Source organism: uncultured Phascolarctobacterium sp. (genome assembly GCF_934190775.1).
Lineage (GTDB): Bacteria > Bacillota > Negativicutes > Acidaminococcales > Acidaminococcaceae > Phascolarctobacterium_A.
The window spans coordinates 37112-59521 of record NZ_CAKPTG010000008.1 but is presented as its reverse complement, the minus strand read 5'-3'; the positions used below and the strand labels follow the sequence as shown (position 1 = coordinate 59521).

Here is a 22410-nt window from a genome sequence, read left to right as displayed (position 1 = left end):
TATTACATTTTGAGGAGGAATAACTGATGGCTCAAATTACTGCTGCATTAGTTAAAGAACTGCGCGAGCGTACTGGCGCAGGCATGATGGACTGCAAAAAAGCACTGACCGCTGTAGAAGGCGATATGGACAAAGCAATCGACTTCCTGCGTGAAAAAGGTCTGGCTGCTGCTGCTAAAAAAGCTGGCCGCATTGCTGCCGAAGGCGTTGTTGGCTCTTTCGTAAGCGCTGACGGCAAGATCGGTGCAATCGTAGAAGTTAACTGCGAAACCGACTTTGTTGCTAAAACCGACGGCTTCAAAGAACTCGTTGAAAAAATTGCTGCTCATATCGTAGCTACCAAACCGGCTGACGTAGAAGCTCTGCTGGCTTCCGAGCTGGACGGCCAAACCGTTGAAGCTCTGGTAACCGCTAGCGTTGCTAAGATCGGCGAAAAGATTTCCGTTCGTCGTTTCGCTCTGTACGAAGCTCCGGAAGGCGTTGTTGCTGCTTACATCCATGGCGGCGGCAAAATCGGCGTTGTTGTTGAATTAAAAGGCGGCAATGCTGAACTGGGTAAAGACGTTGCAATGCATGTTGCTGCTGCTAACCCGAGCTACCTGGAACGCTCTCAAGTACCGGCTGCTGAGCTGGAGCACGAGAAAGAAGTTCTGTCCGAGCAAGCTAAAAACGAAGGCAAACCGGAAAAAATCATCGAGAAGATGGTTATGGGCCGTATCAACAAATACTACAAAGAAGTATGCCTGGTTGACCAAGAGTTCGTTAAAGATCCGGACCAAACCGTTGGCAAGCTGGTAAAAGCTGCAGGCGCTGAAGTTCTGGCATTCTCCCGTTTCCAACTGGGTGAAGGCATCGAAAAGAAACAAGAGGACTTCGCTGCAGAGGTTATGTCTCAAATTAAATAATCCAGTTTGGACTGCAACTGAACATTTAAGGCTATCACAAGTAATTGTGGTAGCCTTTTTTGCACTGCAAAACTTTTAAAAAGTGTAAAATAGTATACATTTTTCTTTCTTGACTATGCTATGGCAAAAGCATATAATAGCAATGTATTTTGTTTTAGCAGTCTAGGAACTGCTTGGGGAGGTTAATGTATAATGAATAAGTTTTTAAAATACGCTCTTGTGGGCGTACTGACAATGTTTGCTATCGTAGCTGCAGGCTGCGGCGGTTCTAAGGATGACGGCAAGGTAGATATGAATAAGCCTGTTATCGTAGGCGTAAACCCCGGTCCTCATGCTATCATTATGGATAACGTAAAGAAGATTGCCGAGAAAAAAGGTCTGAAGATTGAAGTTAAAGAGTTCAGCGATTTCGTAACTCCTAACTCCGCACTGGCTTCCGGTGAAATCTGGGCTAACTGCTTCCAGCACGAGCCCTTCCTGAAGGCAACCATGAAGAAGGAGCCTTCCTTCAAGCTGGCTAAAGCCTTCAACACTGCACTGTTCCCGATTAACATCTATTCTAAAAAATTGAAACCTGGTGACACCATTCCCGACGGTGCAAAAATCGGTATTCCTAACGATCCGACCAACGGCGGCCGTGCTATCCTGCTGCTCGCTGCCAACAACCTGATTAAGGTTAAAGACCCGAAGGATGTTACTACCAGCGTTAAGGATATTACCGAAAATCCGCATCATTTCGAAATTATCGAGCTGGAAGCTGCAGCAATTCCCCGCAGCCTGGATGACCTGACCTGCGCAGCAATCAACACTACCTACGCTATCAGCGCCGGCCTGGACCCCGCCAAGGATCCTATCCTGCGTGAAACCAAAGATTCTCTGTATGTAAACATTGTTGCCGTACAGGAAAAGGACCTAAACGATCCGCGTCTGAAGATTTTCCAGGAAGCATATCAATCTAAGGAAAATGCAGAATTCATCGAGAAGAAATTCCCCGGTTCTGTATACTTAGGCTGGGATAATAAATAATGAGCTTATGGTCAACGTGCAAAACTCCTGCGGGAGCTTTGCCGTTGGCCTTTTCTCTATGCAAAGGTGGTAATTAAATCATGGATATTCAAGCACATATTAATGAGGTATGGCCCAAGCTGCACGCTCTGGCGGAGCCTGCCTTCAAGGAAGTTAAGACGGCAGCCTTTCTGGCAGATTTTTTGCGTAAGCTTGGTTACGATGTGACAGAAAACGTTGGCAATACTACCGCACTTACCGCTGTGCTCGACAGCGGCAAGCCGGGACCTACGGTAGCAGTGCGCACCGATATGGACTGCCTGCTGTTTAAGAACGAGGATGGCTCGCTGGAGCCTATTCACGCCTGCGGCCATGATGCGCATATGACTATCGCTTTGGGCGTAGCAAAGCTGCTGCAAGAGCAGGGCCTTGCCTGCGGCCGCGTGAAGCTTCTTTGCCAGCCTGCGGAGGAAATCGGCAGAGGCGCGCTGGCAATGCTGGAGGCAGGAGCGCTGGATGATGTGCAGTACGCCTTAGGATACCATGTAATGCCGAAGGATATGGCACGCACCGGTCAGATTATCGCGCAGATCAATTGGACGGCCTGCACCCTGATGGAGGGCGAAATCCGTGGGTTGGCAGCGCATGGCTCCCAGCCGCATCTGGGCGTGAACGCTATTGATGCCGGTGCCGCTATCGTCAATGCCATCAACGCACTGCACAGCAACCCGCTTTTGGGCGGCAGTATCAAAACTACCCGCTTCATGGGTGGTGCAGGCTCGCTCAACGCTATCTGCGACAAGGTAAGCATCGGCTTTGACCTGCGCAGTACGTCGAACGCCGAGATGCTGGAGCTGCGCCGCAAGGTAGAGGATATCGTCGTGAATACGGCGAAGGTGTACGGCGCGGAGGCGGACTGTCATATCGTCGGTACCTGCCCGGCGGCAGAGGCTGACCCGTCACTGTTGGCGCTGACGCAGGAGGTAATTTCCGCAGAGCTGGGAGCGGGGGGACTGATTCCCGCTGCCAATATTACGGTAGGCGAGGACTTCAACTTCTTCAAGCAGGAGCGTCCGCAGCTGAAAACTGCCAGTCTGGGCATAGGCTGCGATCTGGAGCCGCGTCTGCATGACCGCGATATGCACTTTGACCACAGCGCGCTGGCTAATGCTATCAACGTGCTGACCAATCTGACGCAGCGTATTTTACGCGAAAAACCGTAAGCATATCCTGAAAAATAATAAAGCAAAAGGCTTCTGCAGTAAGGTGTTGCCAAACTGCGGAAGCCTTAATTTTACGCTTATGATTCTTTTTATGCTTCTTCGATTGCTGCGGCAATGGCTGCAACAGCCTTGTCTTTAAGGCCGGTTGCTTCGATGCAAGGCTTGAAGGTTGCGTTTTTGCAAACTTTAGTCATAGCCTTTTCGCTGCTGCCCTTGCCGCTGCTGCCGTAGGTGCAGACAGGGATAACCGTTTTGTCGCTCAGATCGTTTTCCCCCAGGAAGGTGAGGATGATATTGGGGCAGGTGAACCACCAGATAGGGAACATCACAACAATGGTGTCATAGTCCTGCAGGTTCTGCGGCTTAGCCTTAATCGCAGGACGGGCGTTCTGCAGGTTTTCGATTTTAGCCTGGCCTACGCAGATAAGATAAGAGGAGGAATATTCTTTTACCGGCTCGATGGCGAAAAGGTCGGCACCGGTGTGCTTAGCGGTGTCTTCAGCCAGCTTTTTGGTGATGCCTGTGCGTGTAAAATAGGCGATGAGAGTTTTCTTCATAATGGGAACCTCGCTTTCATATAGTAATATTATAACACAATTTTGGACAAAGGCTGAATTTTCTTTACAGTTTTACTCTTAGCTTGTATATTTAGCTGATTTCATGTATAATAGAGTTAGTTTTTTCAAATGGAGGGATATCGATGAAAAAATACTTTCTGCCTATAGGCAAACGACAGGAAGAGGTACTGCTCCCCGAGGAGCGCGTTATATATGATATACACGGCAATGAATCCAGCGTCTGCGAGGACGTTGTTGCCGCTACTACCGAAGCAATCCGTAACCCGATCGGTACCAAGCCTCTGCGCGAAATTGTGCATGCAGGCGAAACTGTAACCATTGTCATCAGCGATATCACCCGTCTGTGCGGCACGTCCGAATTTCTGCCGGTTATTGTGGCCGAGCTGAACAGTGTGGGCGTAAAGGACGAGGACATCACTGTTATTGTTGCTACCGGTACCCACCGCGGTCATACACATGAAGAGGATATCACCGTTTGCGGCGAGGAGATGGTGCGCCGTCTGAAAATTGTTCAGCATGACTCCCGCAAGAGCGAGGATATGGTGCTGCTGGGCAAAACCTCCTTCGGCAACGATGTTGCTATCAGCAAATATGTTGCCAACGCTGACAGAGTTATTCTGACCGGTGCCGTAACACTGCATCCTTTTGCCGGCTTCGGCGGCGGACGCAAGGCTGTTATGCCGGGCGTAGCGGCATATGACAGCATTATGAAGAACCATTGCATGACTATGTCTCCGGTAGAAGGCGCAGGCTGCAACAAGTCCTGTGATGCAAGTCTGCTCGAGGGCAATCCTATTCATCAGGATATGTATGAATCCTGCAAGCTGCTGGAGCCGGATTTTCTGGTGAACACTGTGTTTACTCCGGACGGAGAAATTAGCGAGGTTGTTGCAGGCCATTGGTACGAGGCATGGCAGAAGGGCTGCAAGGATTTGCTGGCTATGGCAGGCGTACACATCAAACAGCTTGCTGATGTAGTAATTGCTTCCGCCGGCGGTTATCCCAAGGACCTTAATCTGTATCAGGCTACCAAGTGCCACATGAACGCACAGTTTGCGGTTAAGCACGGCGGCATCATGATTTTCACTTTGGACTGCCCGGATATTAAGGAGCCTGCTATTTTTACGGACTGCTTCAGCCGTAACGATATGGAGCAGTTTGAAAAGGATATTCGTGCCAATTTCACTATTCCGGCCTTTGTTGCCTTCAAGGCGCGCTGCATTGTCAACGATGTAACCGCTTATCTGGTAACACGTCCGGAGAACTTCGATTTTGTCCGCAAGACCGGTCATATTCCCTGCGCATCCTTGCAGGAGGCCTGGGATCTGGCTCAGGAAAAACTTGCAGAGCAGGGCAAAAAGGATTACAATATTACCATTATGGGCCATGCTTCGGCTACGCTGCCTATTTTGGACAAATAAAATATTAAAGAAAAATTTGGGGGGAACTTAATTATGAAAACAAGAAAAGTTGGTATTATCGGTTTAGGTCACGTTGGTGCTCACGTTGCGTACAGCCTGGCTATTCAGGGCATTGCTGCCGAGCTGGTACTGGTGGACCCGAAAGAATCCAAGCTGGCTGCCGAGGTACAGGACCTGCGCGACGCAATTCTGTATTGCCCGCATGATGTAAAAATCAACGGCGGTACCTACGCTGACTTGGGCGACTGCGACGCTATCGTAAACTGCATCGGCGATATCGACCTGGTTGCCAGCGGTGACCGTTTGGACGAGCTTACCTTTACCGCAGCACAGGTTAAAGGTTATATCCACAAGGTTATGGCCAGCGGCTTCAACGGCTTCATTGTTAACATCACCAATCCTTGCGATGTTATCACCAACATCCTTTATCGCGAAAGCGGCCTGCCGAAAGGCCATGTAATCGGCACCGGTACCGGTCTGGATACCTCCCGTCTGGTATCTGCTTTATCCCTGCAGACCGGCATTTCTCCGCAATCCATCAGCGCTTACATGATTGGCGAGCACGGTGCTTCCCAAATGGCTGCATGGTCCTGCGTAAACTTCAACGGCATTCCCTTAAGCTCTCTGGAGCACGAGGATCCTAAATTCGCTTTTGACAAACCGGAGCTGCAAAAACGCGCTATCGGCGGCGGCTGGGTAACCTACAGCGGCAAGCACTGCACCGAATACGGCATCTGTTCTACCGCAGCACGTATGGTACGCTGCATTTTCAACGACGAGCAACGCATTATGCCTGCTTCCATGCTGCTTGACGGCGAATACGGCGAAAAGGATGTCTTTGTAGGCGTTCCTGTACTGCTGGGCAAAAACGGCGCAGAGCGTGTGCTGGAGCTGCCTCTGACTGCCGAGGAGCTGGCAAACTTCCACAAATGCTGCGACGATGTACGCAAGAACATCAAAACCGCAGAAGGCATTGCTGCTGCAGAATGTAAATAATTTTAACGTATGTCTTTGAAAGGGCAGGCCGACAACGCTGGGGGCGGTGTTAACGGCCTGCTTTTTTGCTGGTTATGCTACAAAGTTAACAAAAAAAGTGCCTTAGCAAAGATAATAGTTGAAAGTTTTGCAAATGAGTGGTAAAATATTTAGGTGATTCATAGCTATCATCAGTTTTATGGAAAGAGGGTAATATCATGACGCGTATCAATAGAGTTTTGGAGCATATGGCCAAGCTGCAGGTAGACAGTGTCATTATTAAGGATGTTACCACAATCCGTTATCTGACCGGCTTTACAGGAGATTCCAGTCTGCTGTATCTGGACAGACAACAGGGCGTGCTGATTACGGATGGCCGTTATACAGAGCAGGCCAGAAACGAAATGAAGTTCTTCAAGGTGTTGGAGTATACTCCGACAGGTGCGCACAGCATCTGGGCTGCCGCCGCAGATTTGGCAAAGAATGCCCAAGCGCAGGTAGTAGGCTTTGACGGAGCGTATTACAGCTATGATGATTATACTGTGCTGCACGAGCTTTTGGGCGAAACATATATGCAGAGCATTGATTTCAGCGATATCCGCATGATTAAGGATAAGAAAGAGCTGGACATCCTGCTGAAGGCTGCCAGCATTGCTGACGAAGCCTTTATCCATCTGCTGGAGGATATCAAGCCCGGCTGTACCGAGCGCAGTCTGGCAGGCCGCTTGGAATACTATATGCGTGCCTTGGGAAGCGAAAAGACTTCCTTTGATACGATTGTAGCTTCCGGCGTACGCAGTGCTTTGCCGCATGGCATGGCATCCGACAAGGTTATCGAGGTCGGTGATTTTATTACATTTGACTTCGGCGCCGTCTATAAGGGATATCATTCCGATATGACGCGTACATTAGTAGTTGGCCTGGCAAATTCCTGGCAGCAGGAAATTTATACTATAGTTGAAGAAGCACAGCGCAAGGGCCTGAAGGCTGCCGAAGCAGGCATGACCGGCAGAGAGCTTGACGCTATCGTGCGTGACAGCATTACCGCCTGCGGCTACGGCGATTATTATGTGCATGGAACAGGTCACGGTGTAGGCCTGGAAATCCACGAAATGCCTATGATCAACAAGCGTGGCGCTACGGTGCTGCAGACAGGCATGATCTTCACTATTGAACCCGGTATATACATTCCCGGTAAAGGCGGGGTACGTATAGAAGATACTGTTGTTTTGACAGAGGATGGGGCAAGAGCCTTGAACGGTGTCAAAAAGCAGCTTATTGAAATTGTCTAATATTTAAATTTATAGGAGGGCTTCCAATGATTTCCACAAACGAATTTAAAACCAACGTAACTGTTACCATCGATGGCGACGCTTGGCAGGTTGTTGAATTCCAACACGTAAAACCTGGTAAGGGTGCTGCTTTCGTACGTGCAAAAATGCGTAACCTGTGCACCGGTGCTGTAGTTGAGCGTACCTTCAACGCAGGCGAGCGTCTGCCGAAGGCTCACATCGACCGTCGCGAAATGCAATATCTGTATGAATCCGACGGCATGTATGTATTCATGGACAATGAAACCTACGAACAAACCGAGCTGAGCAAAGAAACTCTGGGCAGCGCACTGAACTTCCTGAAAGAGAACATGGATGTTAAAATCATGATTTATGACAACCGTGTACTGGGCGTTGACCTGCCGAACACTGTAGAACTGACCGTAGTTGAAACCGAACCCGGCATCAAAGGCGATACCGCTACCGGCGGCAGCAAGAATGCTACCATGGATACCGGCTATGTTGTTAAGGTTCCTCTGTTCATCAACGAGGGCGACGTTCTGGCTATCGATACCAGAACCGGCGACTACATTTCCCGCGCTTAATTTTAATTAAGAATTACGCAGCAGCTGCTGCAGGCTTGTTCTGTTACTTATGGTGACGGAACCTGCCTGCGGCAGCTTTTTTGGTTCTATAATAAGTGTTGGGGTCTTGACCTAATCAAGGACAAGGTTTCTGGCACTTATTTTTTTGTTTGAATTGTGACGTTAAAAGCGTTACAATTATCTTGGGAGGCGATAATAATGGAAAAAACTGCAACTTTAAATTTACGCGTTAATCCTGATGTTAAGGAAAAGGCTGAAGAAGTATTAAGCAAACTTGGCGTACCAATGTCGACTGCTATAACGATGTACTTGAATCAGATTGTTCTTACGGGCGGAATACCGTTTTCTGTTACGCTGCCTAAAGCACCTGTGGCAGTTAATGCTGATATGATGACTAATGCGCAGCTACATGACAAGTTGGCAAAGGGTTATGCTGATATAGAAGCTGGCAGAGTTTATAAAGCTGCGGAAACGTTTGCTGGCAAGAATTAGATAATATGTTATAATATAGTGTCAAGAAAAATTATGGAGACGTAAGCACAATGAATTATACAGAGAGCCTGGCGTATTTAGACAGCCGGGCAAGTTTGCTATTAAATTAGGTATGGAGCGCATTGAAGGTCTTTTGCGCTAGCTGGGCAATCCTAAGCAAAAAATCAAAACCGTACATGTTACGGGTGCGCATGGTCTGCTGGCGTTTCTTGTTGTCTGGTGGGGAATTTTCCTGCCTGCCGCCTGGAGGCTTGCTTATCACGGTCGCAGCCTTTGGCTGAAGGCGATGGGACGCGGCTATGTGCTGGCGACGGTGGGCATTATCGTCGGCGGCCTGACTGACCACGTGTATTTTAATACGCAGATGGGCTTGTGCTTCTGGACGCTGGGCGGACTGACGATGCTATGCAAAAAGCTGAATGAAGAATATGATTAAAGAATTTAGAGGAGAAAGATGAGTTTTTTAAGAGCGCATGGAGAAAAAGAGAAACAGGAAAGAGTGCAGCAGATAATAGATGCCACGATAAAACTGTATGATGAGATTGGCTATGATAAGATTACTTTTAGTAAAATTGCCTTAAATCTCAATTTCAGCAGAATAAATTTATATAATTACTTTTCTTGTAAAGAGGATATTTTTTTACTGATTCTCATGCAGGAAATCAGGCAGATGGTGGCAGATGCAGAGGTAAGCTTTACAGCTCCTATTGATGATCTGGATGCTTTTTGTCAAAAATGGGCGGCTATGCTGCTAAGGCATGAGCGCCTGCTGTCTATTTTTTCTATTACGAATACGATAATTTTAGCAGGAGCGAGCGATGAACAGCATAAGGAATTTAGGCAGCAAATGCATGTTGATTATTGTCGCTTGGCGGCTGTAGCAAGGGTTGCTTTACCACAGCTTGATGCAGAGCAAGCCATTCTCTTTATAAATTTAGAGAACAGCTTTGCTTTGGTACTCTATCCTGCAAGTTGTGAATATAAAAAAGCTAATAACATAACTATTTTCTATGAAATTGGCTATGGTACAAGAGAATTTATACCGCAGTTTGTTGCCTATCTCAAGGTTGTTTTGGCAGGTCTTTTGACTTGAAAGATTTTATAGCAGCATTCTTCAGCTGCTATATTTTTTTGGCAAAAATCTAAATTACACCTTGAAATTTAGAATCGCAAGTGCTATAATGTTAGTGCAATAAAAGTTCTAATAGCATAGATTGTTATTTTTATATCTATCTTAGAATGAATGTTTGAAAGGAGTATGTGTATGAAGTTAACTTGGAAAAATTTTTCAGCAACGGCTCTTGCTGCTGTTATGGCGTTGTCTTTAGCTGGTTGCGGAGGCAGTAAGTCTGATGATGCTAAGGCGTCTGGTAATAAGGTTTTAAAATTTGGTGTGGTAAACTTTGCCGATAATCTTGAGCCTACGAACCATGCTGTTGGCTGGGCGCTGACGCGTTATGGCTTAGGCGAGACTTTGATTAAATTTGATGAAAAAATGAATGTGAAGCCTTGGATTGCCGAAAGCTGGTCGGTTGCCGACGACAAGCTTACCTGGACCTTCAAAATTAATGATAAAGCAAAATTTTCGAATGGTAACAAGGTTACTGCTGAAGCCTGCATGTCTTCCATTCAAAGAACTATTGATAAATCTTTAGAAGCAAAAACCTGGGCGCAGATTGCTTCTATGAAGGCAGAAGGACAGAATCTGATTATTAAAACCACGAAGCCGACTCCTGGTCTGCCTGGAGTTTTAGGTGATCCTTATTTTGTTATCGTTGATACGAGCGTTAAGGATAGAGACATTTTGCGCATGGGACCTATCTGCACAGGTCCATATATAGTGGAATCTTTCAACCAGAATAAGGCTGTCATGAAGGCTAATCCTAATTACTGGGATGGCAAGGTACCCTATGATACTGTGGAGATTCCTTCTGTTAATGATCCCAATACCAGGGCTATGGCGCTGCAAAAGGGAGAGATAGATGTTGCTGTTAATGTAGCTTATGGTGATATGCCGCTCTTTAGAGATAAAAAAGGTTATCATGTAAGTGAAATGGCGTCTATTCGTGATTGCTTGGCTAGAATGAATGTTAATGAGGGCAGGCCTTTAGCAGATCTGCGTGTAAGACAAGCTCTGTTATCTGCACTGGACCGCCCTACTTACTGCAAGACTTTGCTGCATAATACCTTTGTTCCTGGTGGGCCTGCTATGCCGCCGACTTTGGATTTTGGTTATAATGAACTAAAAGATCCGAACACTTATAATGTTGAGCGTGCAAAACAGTTGCTTGCTGAGGCTGGTTGGAAAGATAGTGATGGAGATGGTTTTGTAGATAAGGATGGCAAAAACTTAGAGCTTGAGTATGTTATCTATACCAGCCGTGCCGAATTGCCTATTTTTGCAGAGGCAACTCAGGCTGATGCGAAGAAGGTTGGTATTAAAATCAATATTAAGGCTGTAGACTATAATGTGCTTGATAGCATTGGTACAAGTGGCAAATATGATTTGCTTATTTCTAATATTTTGTCTGAGCAGGCTGGCTCACCCATAAACTTTATGAATATGTATTGGCGTACTAATGTGAATGGTTCCAATCCACAAAATGGCTCTGGCTATAGTAATGCTAAATATGATGCCTTGGGTGATCAATATATTAGTGAATTTGATGAAAGCAAGCGCCGCCAGTATATCATTGATATGCAAAAGATTTTGCTCGATGATGCGGCAACGATTATCTATGGACATCCGCAGACTAATATTGTAAGCTCTAGCAAGGTTGCTAATGCCAACATTCAGGCTTGCGATTTCTATTGGCTCACGAAAGACTGGCAGCCTGCAAATTAATATGAAGTGCAGATTTTTAGGAAGCAACAGGCTATGTTCTCCATGTCGATTTTATGATAGTGAAAAGAACTGCACCAATTAAGCGCATTACTAAGGGTGAATATCTTGATGCAGATGCTTCCTGGCGATGGTATGCCTTTGTGTCGCGTGAGGACAAAGTGCATAAGGGGCAGAAGCTGGGCAAAATCCGCGATTTGTTTGGCAACGTGTTGCATGAGTATTATGCTAAATTAGACGGCGTAGTGCTCATGGTAGTGGCGACATTAGATATAAAAAAAGAAAATCCAATTCTAGCCTATGGCGATTAATTTTTCTACGGAAAGCACGCTGCTGCTTTCCGTATTTTTGTAATATCATTTACAAAAATCTTGGTACTTTCTTTTCCCACGAGAAATATAACAATTTTTGTTGACAACTGAGTATGTATGTTGTATCATTTTGCACATAACTTAATAACGGGCGAGAAGAGTAAATGTACGAGCCTGGCGAAGAGAGCCTTCATTCTGGTGCGAGAGGGAGCAGGTGGTGACATTGAAGATGGTCTTGGAGCCGATGGGCTGAGATGCATGCATTTAGGCCGTCCGGGTGCACCCGTTACAGTGCTGGAGTATTAAAGGGTAAACAATCCCTGCGTACTTGATGAGGTCCGTGTGGTGACATATGGATGAATTAGGGTGGTATCACGAAGCAACGCTTTCGTCCCTGTATTTTTACAGGAACGGAAGCTTTTTTGTATATTTGCATGCGTGTATTGTGCACTGAATTTGTTCAGAATTTACAAAAATAACAAGTGTACTTTTCAAGAGAACAGTGGTATAATATTAAAAGAACTTTGTATGAAGAAAGGGGACACTAGTATGTCTGAAAAATCCACATTCTATTTGGTTCGCGAAGAAATTCTTCCGGAAGCAATTAAAAAAACTATAAAGGTTAAAGAAATCCTCAAACGCGGCGAAATCAAAACTATCAACGAAGCAGTTGAAAAAATGGGTCTGAGCCGCAGTGCTTATTACAAATACAAGGATTTCGTTTTTCCGTTCTATGAAGCAAGCAAGGAAAAAATCATTACTCTGTCCTTACTGCTGGAGCACAAATCCGGCGTGCTGTCCAAGGTTTTGAATACTGTTGCCGACGATTCCGGCAGCATCATGACCATCAACCAGGGCATTCCTTTGCAGGGCGTTGCCAACACCACTATTTCTATCGAAACCAAGCATCTGACGGTAGATCTGGAGGCTTTGCTGGACAAGCTGCGCATGATTGACGGCGTAAAACGTCTGGAAGTTTTAGGTCAGGTATAACCGATTACTTATTTAGGTATTGGAGGGGTACTAAATGAAGGATTTTGTAAATGTTGGTCTGTTGGGCGCCGGCACTGTCGGTGGCGGCGTGCTGAAGGTTTTAGAGAAAAATGCTGAGAAAATAGCCAAAGAGGTAGGCAAGCCTGTAAGAATTACCAAGGTGCTTGACCGCCATGTAGACCGCTTGAAACAGGAATACGGTGATAAATATATTTTCACCGATAACGCCGATGAGGTGCTTGAGGATAAGGATATTGATATCATCGTTGAGCTGCTGGGCCGCGAGCATCCTGCCAAGGAATTTATCGCCAGAGCCTTTGCCAACGGCAAGCATGTTGTTACTGCCAACAAGGACGTTCTGGCTAAATTCGGCTCCGAGCTGTTCCCACTGGCACATGAGCACAACTGTGACTTTATGTTTGAAGCCAGCGTTTGCGGCGGTATTCCTATCATCGGACCTTTGAAAACCAGTATGGCAGCCAATCAGATTACCTCTATCATGGGTATCGTGAACGGCACCACCAACTATATGCTGTCCAAGATGGCTAACGAACACCTTGATTACGATGAGGTGCTGAAAGAAGCGCAGGCCAAGGGCTATGCAGAGTCCGATCCTACTGCCGATGTAGGCGGTCTGGATGCTGCGCGTAAAATCGTTATTCTGGCATCTATTGCCTTCAATACACGCTTCAATCTGGACGATGTACAGGTTGAAGGCATTGAAAGCATTGAGGCCTGCGATATCAAATATGCAACTAATCTGGGTTACGCAGTAAAGCTTCTGGCAATCGCCAAGAACGATCCGGAAAACGGTGTAAGCCTGCGTGTTAACCCGACGATGATTCCGCTTTCCCATCCGCTGGCAGGCGTAAACGGCGTTTATAACGCTGTATTCGTCAACGGTGACGCTATCGGTGAGGCCATGTTCCTGGGCCTCGGTGCAGGCCGTCTGCCGACTGCAAGCTCTGTCTGCGGCGATATTATTGATGTTGCCCGCAATATGCAGCATCAGTCTACCGGACGCATCAGCTGCACCTGCTTTGAGGAAAAACGCCTCTGCCCGCCTGATAAGATGTCCGCACCGGCATATATCCGCCTGCAGGTAGCAGATAAACCGGGCGCACTCGCAGCCATCGCTGCGGCCTTCGGCGCACAGAACGTGAGCCTGCGCAATGTTGTACAGACTAATGATGTTAAGAGCAACAAGGCGGAAATTGTTGTAATTACTCACAGTGTTTCGGAGGCTAATCTGCAGATGGCGCTGCAAATTTTGCGCGTACTGCCGGTAGTAGAAGCAATCAGCTGTGTGATTCGTGTAGAAGACAGCCATTTGGCATAAAGAGGCGGCAGCATGAAAAAAGTATTTATTCAGGTTCCCGCAACCTCAGCTAACTGCGGCCCCGGCTTTGATACCCTCGGCCTGGCCTGCAATCTGTATAACGAAGTAAGCTATGAAATAACCGATAAGAAGGGCTTCCAGCTGGAGGTAGAAGGCGAGGGCGCAGATTATCTGAAGCCGTTTGGCCGTAATTTGGCTTTCGCCAGCTTTCTGCGCGTGTGGAACGCCGTAACCGACGGCCAGCGCATCGGTCTGAAGGTGAAGATGCTCAACCGCATTCCTATGTCCCGCGGTCTGGGCAGCAGCTCCAGTGCGATTGTTGCCGGTCTGTTCGCAGCTAACGCTTTGTGTGATGACCATTATACAAAGGACGAGCTTCTCGGTATCGCTACGGAAATCGAAGGCCATCCCGATAATGTGGCGCCGGCGCTGTACGGCGGCTTCACCATCAGCTATATGGAGCAGGAGAAGGCACATTCCCTGCGTCTGTTGCCTGCCAAGCCATTGAAGTTCATCGCCGTCGTTCCCGACAGCAAGCTGCCAACGTCGCTTGCACGTCAGGCTATTCCCAAGACTGTACCGCACAAGGACGCAGTATATAACACCTCCAGAGCTTCGCTTTTGGTCGGTGCGCTGCTGAGCGGCAATTATGAGTATCTGGGCATGGCGCTGGAGGACAAGCTGCATCAGCCGTACCGTGCGCATCTGATTCCTGGCTTGCCAGATGTTTTTGCGGCTGCCAAAGAGGCAAGCGCATATAACGCTATTATCAGCGGTGCAGGCTCTACGGTGATGGCCTACGCTTCGCCTGAGGCAGACTGTGAGCGCATTGCCAAGGCTATGGTAGACGTGTTTGCGGCCAATAATGAGCATGCCTGCTACCATATTCTGGACCTGGATACAGACGGGGTAAAAAAAGTTTAAAATAATTTATAAAATAGTGTTGACAAAATCCAAATAAACCTGTATAATACTCCTTGTGATTCGGGGCGTGGCTCAGCTTGGTAGAGCGCTTCCTTGGGGTGGAAGAGGTCGTGGGTTCGAATCCCGCCGCTCCGACCAATGTCGGACTTATAGCCTTTACGTTTTAACGTAAAGGCTTTTTTCATGTTTAAAAGGAAGTTGGGACACGCGGGAAAATATTATTACGTCCCAAACAACCCTCATTTTAAAGAAAAATTGTTAGGGAAAAACAATCTGATATGTTATAATATAGAACGTGTAAATATATTTTACGCAGCTGTCGGGTAGCAGAGCTGAAATCAAACTGCCGCTGACGGCATAATAAAGCAATTTGAACAGTAATTGACAGCAAAAGCTGCAAAACATCAGGCCGAAGGCTCACAGCTTGGGAATATAGCTTCCCGACAGCCACGGCATTACTGATTACTGTTATAGCAGAGCGCCTTGCATTCGAAGTAAGGGCTTTTTCATATTATATTGGGAGGTTTTGACCGATGATTCGTACATTGGAATTCGTCTGCAGTGAATGCGGCGAACATTTTGTGCCCGGAGAAAAATTGTATTATCGTGATAATTACATGAACAACAGCATTCGCGATACCAAATTTATCTGCCCAGACTGCATTGCCCGCTGGCAGCAGAAATGGCAGATTAAAACAGCCAGTTTTCATGAGGTTGACTATGTGCTGACAGTTGATCTGGAGCTGGAGGACGGCACAGTCTACAATAACATGGACTGCACGCCGATAGATGAAACCGAAACCGTTGTCCTGGGCGAGGACGTGCCGGTGGAGGCACAGCAAGAGCTGTATAAAATCTATGCAGCCTGGGATAAGGAGCGCAAGGCGCATATCCTTAAGGACTGCACCTTCAAGGATGAATTCATGCGTACTTCCTTCACCTGCGAAACCTACAGCGGTGAACGCTATGAGAACGTTGCCTTCCGTGTAACCATGCGCGGTGAGCTGCAGACGGAAATCCCTGTTCCCGACTACATCAAAATGCAGATTCTTGATGCCTACAAGCTGTACGAGGAGCAGAACGCCGATTATCCGGCAGTAGACGAGCTGGTTTCCGATGAGGACGAAATTGCCAGGATTACCAAAAATTTAAAGAAATAGGAGAGCATATACATAATGACAGAATTGATGGATAAAATTAAGAAACGCCGTACCTTCGCTATTATTTCTCACCCTGACGCAGGTAAAACAACCCTTACCGAAAAGCTGCTGCTTTACGGCGGAGCTATTCACCTGGCAGGCTCTGTAAAGGCTAGAAAGAGCAATAAGCACGCTGTATCCGATTGGATGGAGATTGAAAAGCAGCGTGGTATTTCCGTTACTTCTTCCGTACTGCAATTTGATTACGACGGCTTCCGCGTAAACATTCTGGATACCCCCGGTCACCAGGATTTCTCCGAGGATACCTACCGTACTTTGATGGCTGCTGACAGCGCTGTCATGCTGATTGACGCTGCTAAAGGCGTAGAGCCGCAGACCAAAAAGCTGTTCTGGGTTTGCCACCGCCGCCGTCTGCCTATCTTTACCTTTATCAACAAGCTGGACCGCTACGGCCGTAATCCCTTCGACCTGATGGACGAGCTGGAAAAGGTGCTGAATATCCGCGCATATCCGATTAACTGGCCTATCGGTATCGACGGCCATTATAAGGGCGTATACAATCGTCTGGAAAACACTATCGAGCTGTTTGAGGACGACACCAGCCACGGTGCCAACAAGCTGAAATCTACTACCGGTTCTTTGGACGATCCCAAAATCAGAGAGCTGCTGGGCGATGACCTCTACGAAAACCTGTGCAACGACATCGAGCTGCTGGATATGGCAGGCGATGAGTTTGACATGGAAAAGGTTAACACCGGCGAGCTGACTCCGATGTTCTTCGGCAGTGCTATGACCAACTTCGGCGTACAGAGCTTCCTGGAAAAATTCCTGGAAATGTCTCCCATGCCACAGCCGAGAATGCTGCAGGATGGTACAATATTGTCACCGGAGAACGAAAAATTCTCTGCTTTTGTTTTTAAAATCCAGGCTAATATGAATCCTGCTCACCGTGACAGAATTTCCTTCATGCGTATTTGTTCCGGCGTCTTTGACAAGGGAATGAGCGTTTACCATAAGCAATCCGGTAAGATGGTTAAGCTGGCACAGCCGCAGCAGTTCCTGGCTCAGGAGCGCACAATAGTGGAAAAAGCATATCCAGGTGACATTATCGGCGTTTTTGATCCGGGTATCTTCGGTATCGGTGATTCCCTGAGCGACAGCAGCCTGAAGCTGCAATTTGAAGACTTCCCCGTATTCCCACCGGAAATTTTTGCCCGCGTACAGCCTAAGGACTCCCTCAAACGCAAGCAGTTTGAAAAGGGCATCATCCAGCTGTCGCAGGAGGGTGCTATTCAGGTATTCCGTCAGGAGGGCGTAGGTCTTGAAAGCTACATCGTCGGCGTAGTCGGTGTACTGCAGCTGGAGGTTCTGGAATACCGTCTGCTTAACGAGTACAGCTCTAAGCTGCTGATGAACCAGCTGCCGTACTCCGTTGCACGTTGGGTATATGCAGAGGATAAGAAGCTGATTGAGAACATTAAAGGCTTGGATAACGGAATGCTTGTTTATGATAAAAAGGACAGACCTGTTATTCTTGTAAATAACGAGTGGTCCCTGAATTGGATTCTGGAACGAAATCCTGGTATTCAGTTCCTGACGGTACCTGCTGATGTGGAGAAAATCTAAAGATAATTACAATTACAAATCAGGAAAAACGCTTTCACTTTTACAGAAAATAGTAGTACTTATTACGCTCGTAGTGGGTATTGCACTGTTGCCGACATCCTTGTTTACGACGCAGAAGGTGGCACGGGTAATTTATGACCGCGTCAGTATCAATGCCGTAAGCATCAACAACATTCTCTGTAACTCTCCGGAAATAAGGGAGAGCCTGGAGAAGCAGAACAAGAGGCCGGAGGATTCCGTAGACAGCTTTATGGCTGCCTTCGTTAACGATGTTGACCATTCGGATGAAGCGGGCGTAGCGATTTACGACAAGAACCGCCATCTGCGCGTGTTGTATAATCCCGGCAAGCTACCGGACTTCGAGCATAGCGCACGAAATCTGGTAGACAAATATGCTGGACGCAACAATATTTCCTATAAGGAAAACTATGCGATTCCCAATAAGGCCATAGGCTTTGTCAAAGATGACAATAAAAAAACCATCGGTTATGTTGTTACCGGTTATTCCGACGAAATTGTCAATAACTCAACAATCGATGCTGTTTTATTCTTGCTGTCTATGACGCTGCTTGGTCTGATTGTCGGCATCTGGGGCGCAATTTATCTGGCGCAGAGGATTAAACGTGTTCTTTTCGGCTATGAGCCGGAAGAAATCGCCAGAATGCTGCAGGAGCGCGATGTTATTCTTAACTCTGTACGTGAAGGTATTATCAATATCAACAGCAACGGCTGCATTACGCTTGTTAATTCCGAGGCCCAATTGCTTTTAAAGCAAGCAGGTATTGAAGGAGTTAATGAACTATTTGGAAAATCTGCAAAAGATGTCTTGAAACGTGTGCCGTGGGATGATATTATAAAAGAAGGTAAAACTTTAGTTGATGCCAGTGTCAAGATGGGCAATACCGTCTTTATTATTACTGCAGTACCGCTGCTGGATGGCAAGAACATTATCGGTGCCGTGATTACCTTCCGCAAAAAATCTGTAGTAGAAGAGATGGCTAACCAGCTGACAGGCTTCAAAAATTATGCTACTGCTTTAAGAGCGCAGACACATGAGTTTATGAACAAAATGCATGTGATTATGGGCCTGATAGATATGAAGGCCTATGACGAGCTGAAGAATTTTACGCAGGAAATTGCCTATAACAGACAATCTGAGGTTTCTTATGTAGTAACCCGCCTGAAGGATATAACTTTATCAGGCTTTATCCTCGGTAAAATAAGCCGTAGCCGTGAACTTGATATCGACTTTTCTTTGACAGAGGAAAGCGAGCTGCACAGCGAGCTGGATGTGCCTTCGGTACATGATATTGTACTGATTGCCGGCAATATTATCGAAAACGCCTTTGATGCGTTGAAAAATTTTGACGGTGAACGCATTGTAAATCTTTCCATTCTGGACTTTGACCGTGAGATTGTTATCGTCGTGGAGGATTCCGGACCCGGTATGAGTGACGAGATACGCGAGCGTATCTTCCAGCGTGGCTTCAGCAGCAAATGCGAAAGCGGTCATGGCTTTGGCTTATATCTGGTTAAGCAAAGCATCAATAACCTTAATGGCACCATTACCGTGGAGTCTGCTCCGGGTGAAGGCACTACCTTTACCGTAAGGCTTCCGACCAGGAAAGAGGGGGATTAAGATGATTAACGTGTTAGTTGTAGAAGATGACCCGATGGTTGCCCAATTGCATGAGCACTATCTTAGCCAGATCAAGGGGTTTCAGTTGTGTGATATCGCCGGTAACGGAGATACTGCACTGAAGCTGCTGCGTCAGAACAAATATGACTTAATCATTCTTGATGTCTTTATGCCTACTATGGATGGTTTGCAGCTTTTGGCTAAAATACGCGAGAGTGGTTATGATGTAGATGTCATCATCGTTTCGGCAGCAAACGATAAGGATAAAATTAAGCTGGCGCTGCGTTTGGGCGCTGTCGATTATATTATCAAGCCTTTTGAGTTTGAACGCTTTAACCTTGCGCTGAACAATTATCTGAAGCGTTATCAGATTGTTGAGGAGCAGGGCATCATTAAGCAGGCTGACCTTGACACTACTATTATGCGTCAGGAAAATCAGGTTGCGGTAACTCTGCCCAAGGGCCTTGATAAAAACACCTTAGGCACTGTTTGGGATTGCATTTGCAGTATTGACGGCATGTTTACTACCGAAGAAGTGGCAGGCATGGTGGGAATCTCCCGCGTTTCTATCCGTAAATATCTGGAGTTTTTGAAATCCCTGCACCTGCTGAAGCTGGATCTGCACCGCGGCAGCGTGGGCAGACCGGTATATAAGTATCTGTGCCTTGACAAGCAGAGCGATGTGCTGAAGGCATATATACAGTAAAGCAATTCGGGTGAACCCTCGGCAGCAAATGCCGCAGGGTTCACTTTTTCTTGTATACGGATTTGAAATAATTGTCAGAGTAGTGTACAATAGTAGTATTATTATGCAGAAAAGAGGGGGCAAAACATATGCAAGACCCGATTAAAATATTAGGCGTGCCTGTACATGCTATGACGATGCAGGAGGCAGTGAAAACGCTTGAAGAAAGAATGCTCGCCAAGGAGCAGACCTTCGTTGTTACCGCGAATGCCGAAATCATAATGATGTGCCAGGAGAACGCAGAATACAAGAAAATCATCTGCGAGGATGCGGAGCTGGTGCTGCCCGACGGCGCCGGTGCCGTGTGGGCAGGCAGGCACCTGGGCTACAAGGTGCCGGAGCGTGTAGCAGGCTTTGACCTGTACAACGAGCTGTTGGATTTATCGGCGGACAAGGGCTACAAGGCGTACTTCTTCGGCGGCAGCCCCGGCGTGGCTGAAGCTGCGAAGGCGAAGGCTGAGGAGCTTTATCCGGGAGTAAAGGTAGTTGGCTGCCATAACGGTTACTTTAAGGATGAGGATGTGCCGCAGATTATTGCGGATATCAACGCCAGCGGTGCAGACATGCTTTTCGTTGCTTTGGGCGCACCGAAGCAGGAGAAATGGCTTGTAGCACATCGCGCGGAGCTGAACGCAAAAATTCTGATGGGCATCGGCGGCAGCTTTGATGTGCTTGCTGGCAAAATGGAGCGCGCACCGAAATGGATGCAGGACGCTTCTTTGGAATGGGCGTTCCGCCTGTACAAGCAGCCCAGCCGTTTTATGCGCATGATGGCGCTGCCTAAGTTTGTAATCAAGGTAATGGCATCTAAGTTCTGATATAGACTGAAAAATACTGTGCTTGTCAAAAGTGCTAAGAATTTTACACTTATATAGACAAAAGCAGGTTGGTGTATTATAATAAAGTGATGGAAGTAGCATTCCATCACTTTTTATGTCTGCAAAAAAACAGACTGCACAGTCAGTTCAAGGTTGTTTGCTGATATGAAATTTTAGATTAAAAGAAATATTCGCAGGAAAGCGAGGCTTTATATGTTTATTGTAAAAGATGGTTATATTTATGTTGGTGTTTCTCTGTTGTTGGCTGCAATAGTATATTATATCTTCGGCGCTGTGTGGGCCGTAATCCCTGTAGTGCTGGCGTTATACTTTGCCTACTTCTTCCGCGATTTTCACCGCGTTACGCCTTATGATCCCAACATCCTGTATTCGCCTGCAGACGGTACGGTAATGGGCGTAGATGAAATTTTTGATGATGAATATCTCAACGAGCCTGCAATTAAGGTGACTATTTTCCTTTCTGTCTTCAACGTGCACACCAACCGTGCGCCGCTCGATGGCGAAATCAAATATCAGCGCTATACCTGCGGTCAGTTCGTACCTGCGTATGAGAAAAACGCTTCTTTTGAAAACGAGCGTCATGCTATCGGTATGGATAACGGCCGTATGCGCTTCCTAGTAATACAGATTGCCGGTCTGCTGGCACGCCGCATCGTTTCCTGGGTAACTGTAGGCTCCAAGCTCCAACAGGGCGAAACCTACGGCATGATTAAATTCGGCTCCAGCACGGAGCTGGTTGTGCCCAGAAATGTTGAAATCACCGTTAAGAAGGGTGATAAGGTTGTTGGCGGTATTACCGTAGTGGGGAGGGTTAAAGAACAATGAACTGGCGTCGTCTGATTCCGAACAGCATCAGCTCTGCGAGCCTTATTTTCGGTGTGCTGTCTATCTTTAAAACTATCGAGGGGGATTTCTTCCTTGCCCCCGTTTTCATCGTAATCGCTGTACTTTTTGACTCTATGGATGGCCGTGCTGCCCGCGCTCTCGGCGTTGGCGGCGGTGACTTTGGCAAGGAGATGGATTCTCTTTGTGATATGTGCTCCTTCGGCGTTGCGCCTGCCATCATGATTTATATGTATGGTCTGCAGGATTTGGGCCTTGCAGGTCAGGTTATCGCTGCACTCTTCGCTGTGGGCGGCTGCCTGCGTCTGGCACGCTTCAACTGCAACACCGGTGTTGTACATGGTTATTTCCAGGGCATGCCTATTCCGGCTGGTGCCTGCTTCTTGGCAACCTATGTTGTTTCCGGCTATCAATTCGCTCCGGCTGTGCTGGCAGCAGTTACTCTGGTAATTGCCTGCATCATGTACAGCGAGGTTAAGTTCCCGGATTTCAAGGGCAAGGGCAATCCTATGTACCGTCTGCCTGTAATTATTGCCGTAATCGTCGGTGCCGTAATGTTGTACGAGCGTCCCGGTGCGTGGCCGTTTGTAGCAATGTTCACCTATACGCTGGCAGGCATTGTAAACCATGTTTACCGTGCTCTTACAGGTAAGAACAAATAATTTGCCGTTAGG

The 22410-nt window shown here is 47.1% G+C and carries 23 protein-coding genes and 1 tRNA gene; 23 read left to right on the top strand and 1 reads right to left on the bottom strand.

Annotated elements, in window-relative coordinates:
* The first annotated feature begins 26 nt into the window (after nucleotides 1-26).
* From tsf to Q0G26_RS06010, 3 genes are all read left to right on the top strand, one after another.
* Complete coding sequence (gene tsf, locus Q0G26_RS06020; protein ID WP_009145084.1) at nucleotides 27-905, top strand: translation elongation factor Ts; 879 nt, start codon at nucleotides 27-29, stop codon at nucleotides 903-905.
* A gap of 192 nt (nucleotides 906-1097) precedes the next feature.
* Entirely contained in the window at nucleotides 1098-1931 is an 834-nt protein-coding gene (locus Q0G26_RS06015) for a MetQ/NlpA family ABC transporter substrate-binding protein (RefSeq protein ID WP_293690232.1), read from the top strand.
* 80 nt (nucleotides 1932-2011) lie between these two features.
* A complete protein-coding gene (locus Q0G26_RS06010; protein ID WP_293829168.1) occupies nucleotides 2012-3133 on the top strand; it encodes an amidohydrolase in 1122 nt (373 codons plus the stop codon).
* Nucleotides 3134-3222: 89 nt separating this feature from the next.
* On the opposite strand, the gene Q0G26_RS06005 is transcribed toward Q0G26_RS06010, so the two are convergent.
* Nucleotides 3223-3690: a flavodoxin gene (locus Q0G26_RS06005; protein WP_293829167.1), complete on the bottom strand. Its 468-nt coding sequence runs from the start codon at nucleotides 3688-3690 to the stop codon at nucleotides 3223-3225.
* A gap of 143 nt (nucleotides 3691-3833) precedes the next feature.
* On the opposite strand from Q0G26_RS06005, the gene larA reads away from it, so the two are divergent.
* The 20 genes from larA (at nucleotide 3834) to pssA (ending at nucleotide 22398) form a co-directional block, all read left to right on the top strand.
* The gene (gene larA / locus Q0G26_RS06000) at nucleotides 3834-5132 is read left to right on the top strand and encodes a nickel-dependent lactate racemase (RefSeq protein ID WP_293829166.1); all 1299 of its coding nucleotides are present in this window, start codon (nucleotides 3834-3836) and stop codon (nucleotides 5130-5132) included.
* Nucleotides 5133-5165: 33 nt separating this feature from the next.
* On the top strand, nucleotides 5166-6128 hold the full coding sequence (locus Q0G26_RS05995) for an L-lactate dehydrogenase (RefSeq protein WP_293829165.1): 963 nt from the start codon (nucleotides 5166-5168) through the stop codon (nucleotides 6126-6128).
* Nucleotides 6129-6325: 197 nt separating this feature from the next.
* Nucleotides 6326-7399, top strand: a complete 1074-nt coding sequence (locus Q0G26_RS05990) for an aminopeptidase P family protein (protein WP_293829164.1) — start codon at nucleotides 6326-6328, stop codon at nucleotides 7397-7399.
* 26 nt (nucleotides 7400-7425) lie between these two features.
* Nucleotides 7426-7983, top strand: coding sequence for an elongation factor P (efp, locus tag Q0G26_RS05985; RefSeq protein ID WP_009145091.1), 558 nt, complete (start codon nucleotides 7426-7428; stop codon nucleotides 7981-7983).
* Between the two features lie 198 nt (nucleotides 7984-8181).
* Entirely contained in the window at nucleotides 8182-8475 is a 294-nt protein-coding gene (locus Q0G26_RS05980; protein WP_293690245.1) for a type II toxin-antitoxin system RelB/DinJ family antitoxin, read from the top strand.
* 286 nt (nucleotides 8476-8761) lie between these two features.
* The gene (locus Q0G26_RS05975; RefSeq protein ID WP_293829163.1) at nucleotides 8762-8911 is read left to right on the top strand and encodes a hypothetical protein; all 150 of its coding nucleotides are present in this window, start codon (nucleotides 8762-8764) and stop codon (nucleotides 8909-8911) included.
* Between the two features lie 18 nt (nucleotides 8912-8929).
* On the top strand, nucleotides 8930-9568 hold the full coding sequence (locus Q0G26_RS05970; protein ID WP_293554122.1) for a TetR family transcriptional regulator: 639 nt from the start codon (nucleotides 8930-8932) through the stop codon (nucleotides 9566-9568).
* Between the two features lie 171 nt (nucleotides 9569-9739).
* Entirely contained in the window at nucleotides 9740-11320 is a 1581-nt protein-coding gene (locus Q0G26_RS05965) for an ABC transporter substrate-binding protein (protein ID WP_293829162.1), read from the top strand.
* A gap of 59 nt (nucleotides 11321-11379) precedes the next feature.
* Nucleotides 11380-11628 carry a hypothetical protein gene (locus tag Q0G26_RS05960; protein ID WP_293829161.1) on the top strand — a complete coding sequence of 83 codons (249 nt, stop codon included), beginning with the start codon at nucleotides 11380-11382 and terminating at the stop codon, nucleotides 11626-11628.
* 549 nt (nucleotides 11629-12177) lie between these two features.
* The gene (locus tag Q0G26_RS05955) at nucleotides 12178-12621 is read left to right on the top strand and encodes an ACT domain-containing protein (protein ID WP_040564968.1); all 444 of its coding nucleotides are present in this window, start codon (nucleotides 12178-12180) and stop codon (nucleotides 12619-12621) included.
* 34 nt (nucleotides 12622-12655) lie between these two features.
* Nucleotides 12656-13960 carry a homoserine dehydrogenase gene (locus Q0G26_RS05950; protein ID WP_293829160.1) on the top strand — a complete coding sequence of 435 codons (1305 nt, stop codon included), beginning with the start codon at nucleotides 12656-12658 and terminating at the stop codon, nucleotides 13958-13960.
* A 12-nt stretch (nucleotides 13961-13972) separates the two neighbouring features.
* Entirely contained in the window at nucleotides 13973-14884 is a 912-nt protein-coding gene (gene thrB / locus Q0G26_RS05945) for a homoserine kinase (protein ID WP_293829159.1), read from the top strand.
* Nucleotides 14885-14945: 61 nt separating this feature from the next.
* Nucleotides 14946-15022: transfer RNA gene (locus tag Q0G26_RS05940), tRNA-Pro, on the top strand.
* Between the two features lie 395 nt (nucleotides 15023-15417).
* A complete protein-coding gene (locus Q0G26_RS05935; protein WP_210684468.1) occupies nucleotides 15418-16044 on the top strand; it encodes a hypothetical protein in 627 nt (208 codons plus the stop codon).
* 15 nt (nucleotides 16045-16059) lie between these two features.
* Nucleotides 16060-17670, top strand: a complete 1611-nt coding sequence (locus Q0G26_RS05930) for a peptide chain release factor 3 (RefSeq protein WP_293829158.1) — start codon at nucleotides 16060-16062, stop codon at nucleotides 17668-17670.
* On the top strand, nucleotides 17654-19309 hold the full coding sequence (locus Q0G26_RS05925; protein ID WP_293829157.1) for a sensor histidine kinase: 1656 nt from the start codon (nucleotides 17654-17656) through the stop codon (nucleotides 19307-19309). The genes Q0G26_RS05930 and Q0G26_RS05925 overlap by 17 nt, the downstream gene beginning before the upstream one ends.
* A 1-nt stretch (nucleotide 19310) precedes the next feature.
* On the top strand, nucleotides 19311-20015 hold the full coding sequence (locus Q0G26_RS05920; protein WP_293690275.1) for a response regulator: 705 nt from the start codon (nucleotides 19311-19313) through the stop codon (nucleotides 20013-20015).
* 128 nt (nucleotides 20016-20143) lie between these two features.
* On the top strand, nucleotides 20144-20872 hold the full coding sequence (locus Q0G26_RS05915) for a WecB/TagA/CpsF family glycosyltransferase (protein WP_293829156.1): 729 nt from the start codon (nucleotides 20144-20146) through the stop codon (nucleotides 20870-20872).
* Nucleotides 20873-21085: 213 nt separating this feature from the next.
* The gene (locus Q0G26_RS05910) at nucleotides 21086-21718 is read left to right on the top strand and encodes a phosphatidylserine decarboxylase family protein (RefSeq protein ID WP_293829155.1); all 633 of its coding nucleotides are present in this window, start codon (nucleotides 21086-21088) and stop codon (nucleotides 21716-21718) included.
* Nucleotides 21715-22398, top strand: a complete 684-nt coding sequence (gene pssA / locus Q0G26_RS05905; RefSeq protein ID WP_293829154.1) for a CDP-diacylglycerol--serine O-phosphatidyltransferase — start codon at nucleotides 21715-21717, stop codon at nucleotides 22396-22398. Before Q0G26_RS05910 ends, pssA begins: the two co-directional genes overlap by 4 nt.
* The last annotated feature ends 12 nt before the right edge of the window (nucleotides 22399-22410 follow it).

Bases quoted from the DNA above. Each gene is read 5' to 3' on its own strand.
- tsf (WP_009145084.1), top strand. From the start codon at position 27: ATGGCTCAAATTACTGCTGCATTAGTTAAAGAACTGCGCGAGCGTACT.
- Q0G26_RS06015 (WP_293690232.1), top strand. From the start codon at position 1,098: ATGAATAAGTTTTTAAAATACGCTCTTGTGGGCGTACTGACAATGTTT.
- Q0G26_RS06010 (WP_293829168.1), top strand. From the start codon at position 2,012: ATGGATATTCAAGCACATATTAATGAGGTATGGCCCAAGCTGCACGCT.
- Q0G26_RS06005 (WP_293829167.1), bottom strand. From the start codon at position 3,690: ATGAAGAAAACTCTCATCGCCTATTTTACACGCACAGGCATCACCAAA.
- larA (WP_293829166.1), top strand. From the start codon at position 3,834: ATGAAAAAATACTTTCTGCCTATAGGCAAACGACAGGAAGAGGTACTG.
- Q0G26_RS05995 (WP_293829165.1), top strand. From the start codon at position 5,166: ATGAAAACAAGAAAAGTTGGTATTATCGGTTTAGGTCACGTTGGTGCT.
- Q0G26_RS05990 (WP_293829164.1), top strand. From the start codon at position 6,326: ATGACGCGTATCAATAGAGTTTTGGAGCATATGGCCAAGCTGCAGGTA.
- efp (WP_009145091.1), top strand. From the start codon at position 7,426: ATGATTTCCACAAACGAATTTAAAACCAACGTAACTGTTACCATCGAT.
- Q0G26_RS05980 (WP_293690245.1), top strand. From the start codon at position 8,182: ATGGAAAAAACTGCAACTTTAAATTTACGCGTTAATCCTGATGTTAAG.
- Q0G26_RS05975 (WP_293829163.1), top strand. From the start codon at position 8,762: ATGGGACGCGGCTATGTGCTGGCGACGGTGGGCATTATCGTCGGCGGC.
- Q0G26_RS05970 (WP_293554122.1), top strand. From the start codon at position 8,930: ATGAGTTTTTTAAGAGCGCATGGAGAAAAAGAGAAACAGGAAAGAGTG.
- Q0G26_RS05965 (WP_293829162.1), top strand. From the start codon at position 9,740: ATGAAGTTAACTTGGAAAAATTTTTCAGCAACGGCTCTTGCTGCTGTT.
- Q0G26_RS05955 (WP_040564968.1), top strand. From the start codon at position 12,178: ATGTCTGAAAAATCCACATTCTATTTGGTTCGCGAAGAAATTCTTCCG.
- Q0G26_RS05950 (WP_293829160.1), top strand. From the start codon at position 12,656: ATGAAGGATTTTGTAAATGTTGGTCTGTTGGGCGCCGGCACTGTCGGT.
- thrB (WP_293829159.1), top strand. From the start codon at position 13,973: ATGAAAAAAGTATTTATTCAGGTTCCCGCAACCTCAGCTAACTGCGGC.
- Q0G26_RS05935 (WP_210684468.1), top strand. From the start codon at position 15,418: ATGATTCGTACATTGGAATTCGTCTGCAGTGAATGCGGCGAACATTTT.
- Q0G26_RS05930 (WP_293829158.1), top strand. From the start codon at position 16,060: ATGACAGAATTGATGGATAAAATTAAGAAACGCCGTACCTTCGCTATT.
- Q0G26_RS05925 (WP_293829157.1), top strand. From the start codon at position 17,654: ATGTGGAGAAAATCTAAAGATAATTACAATTACAAATCAGGAAAAACG.
- Q0G26_RS05920 (WP_293690275.1), top strand. From the start codon at position 19,311: ATGATTAACGTGTTAGTTGTAGAAGATGACCCGATGGTTGCCCAATTG.
- Q0G26_RS05915 (WP_293829156.1), top strand. From the start codon at position 20,144: ATGCAAGACCCGATTAAAATATTAGGCGTGCCTGTACATGCTATGACG.
- Q0G26_RS05910 (WP_293829155.1), top strand. From the start codon at position 21,086: ATGTTTATTGTAAAAGATGGTTATATTTATGTTGGTGTTTCTCTGTTG.
- pssA (WP_293829154.1), top strand. From the start codon at position 21,715: ATGAACTGGCGTCGTCTGATTCCGAACAGCATCAGCTCTGCGAGCCTT.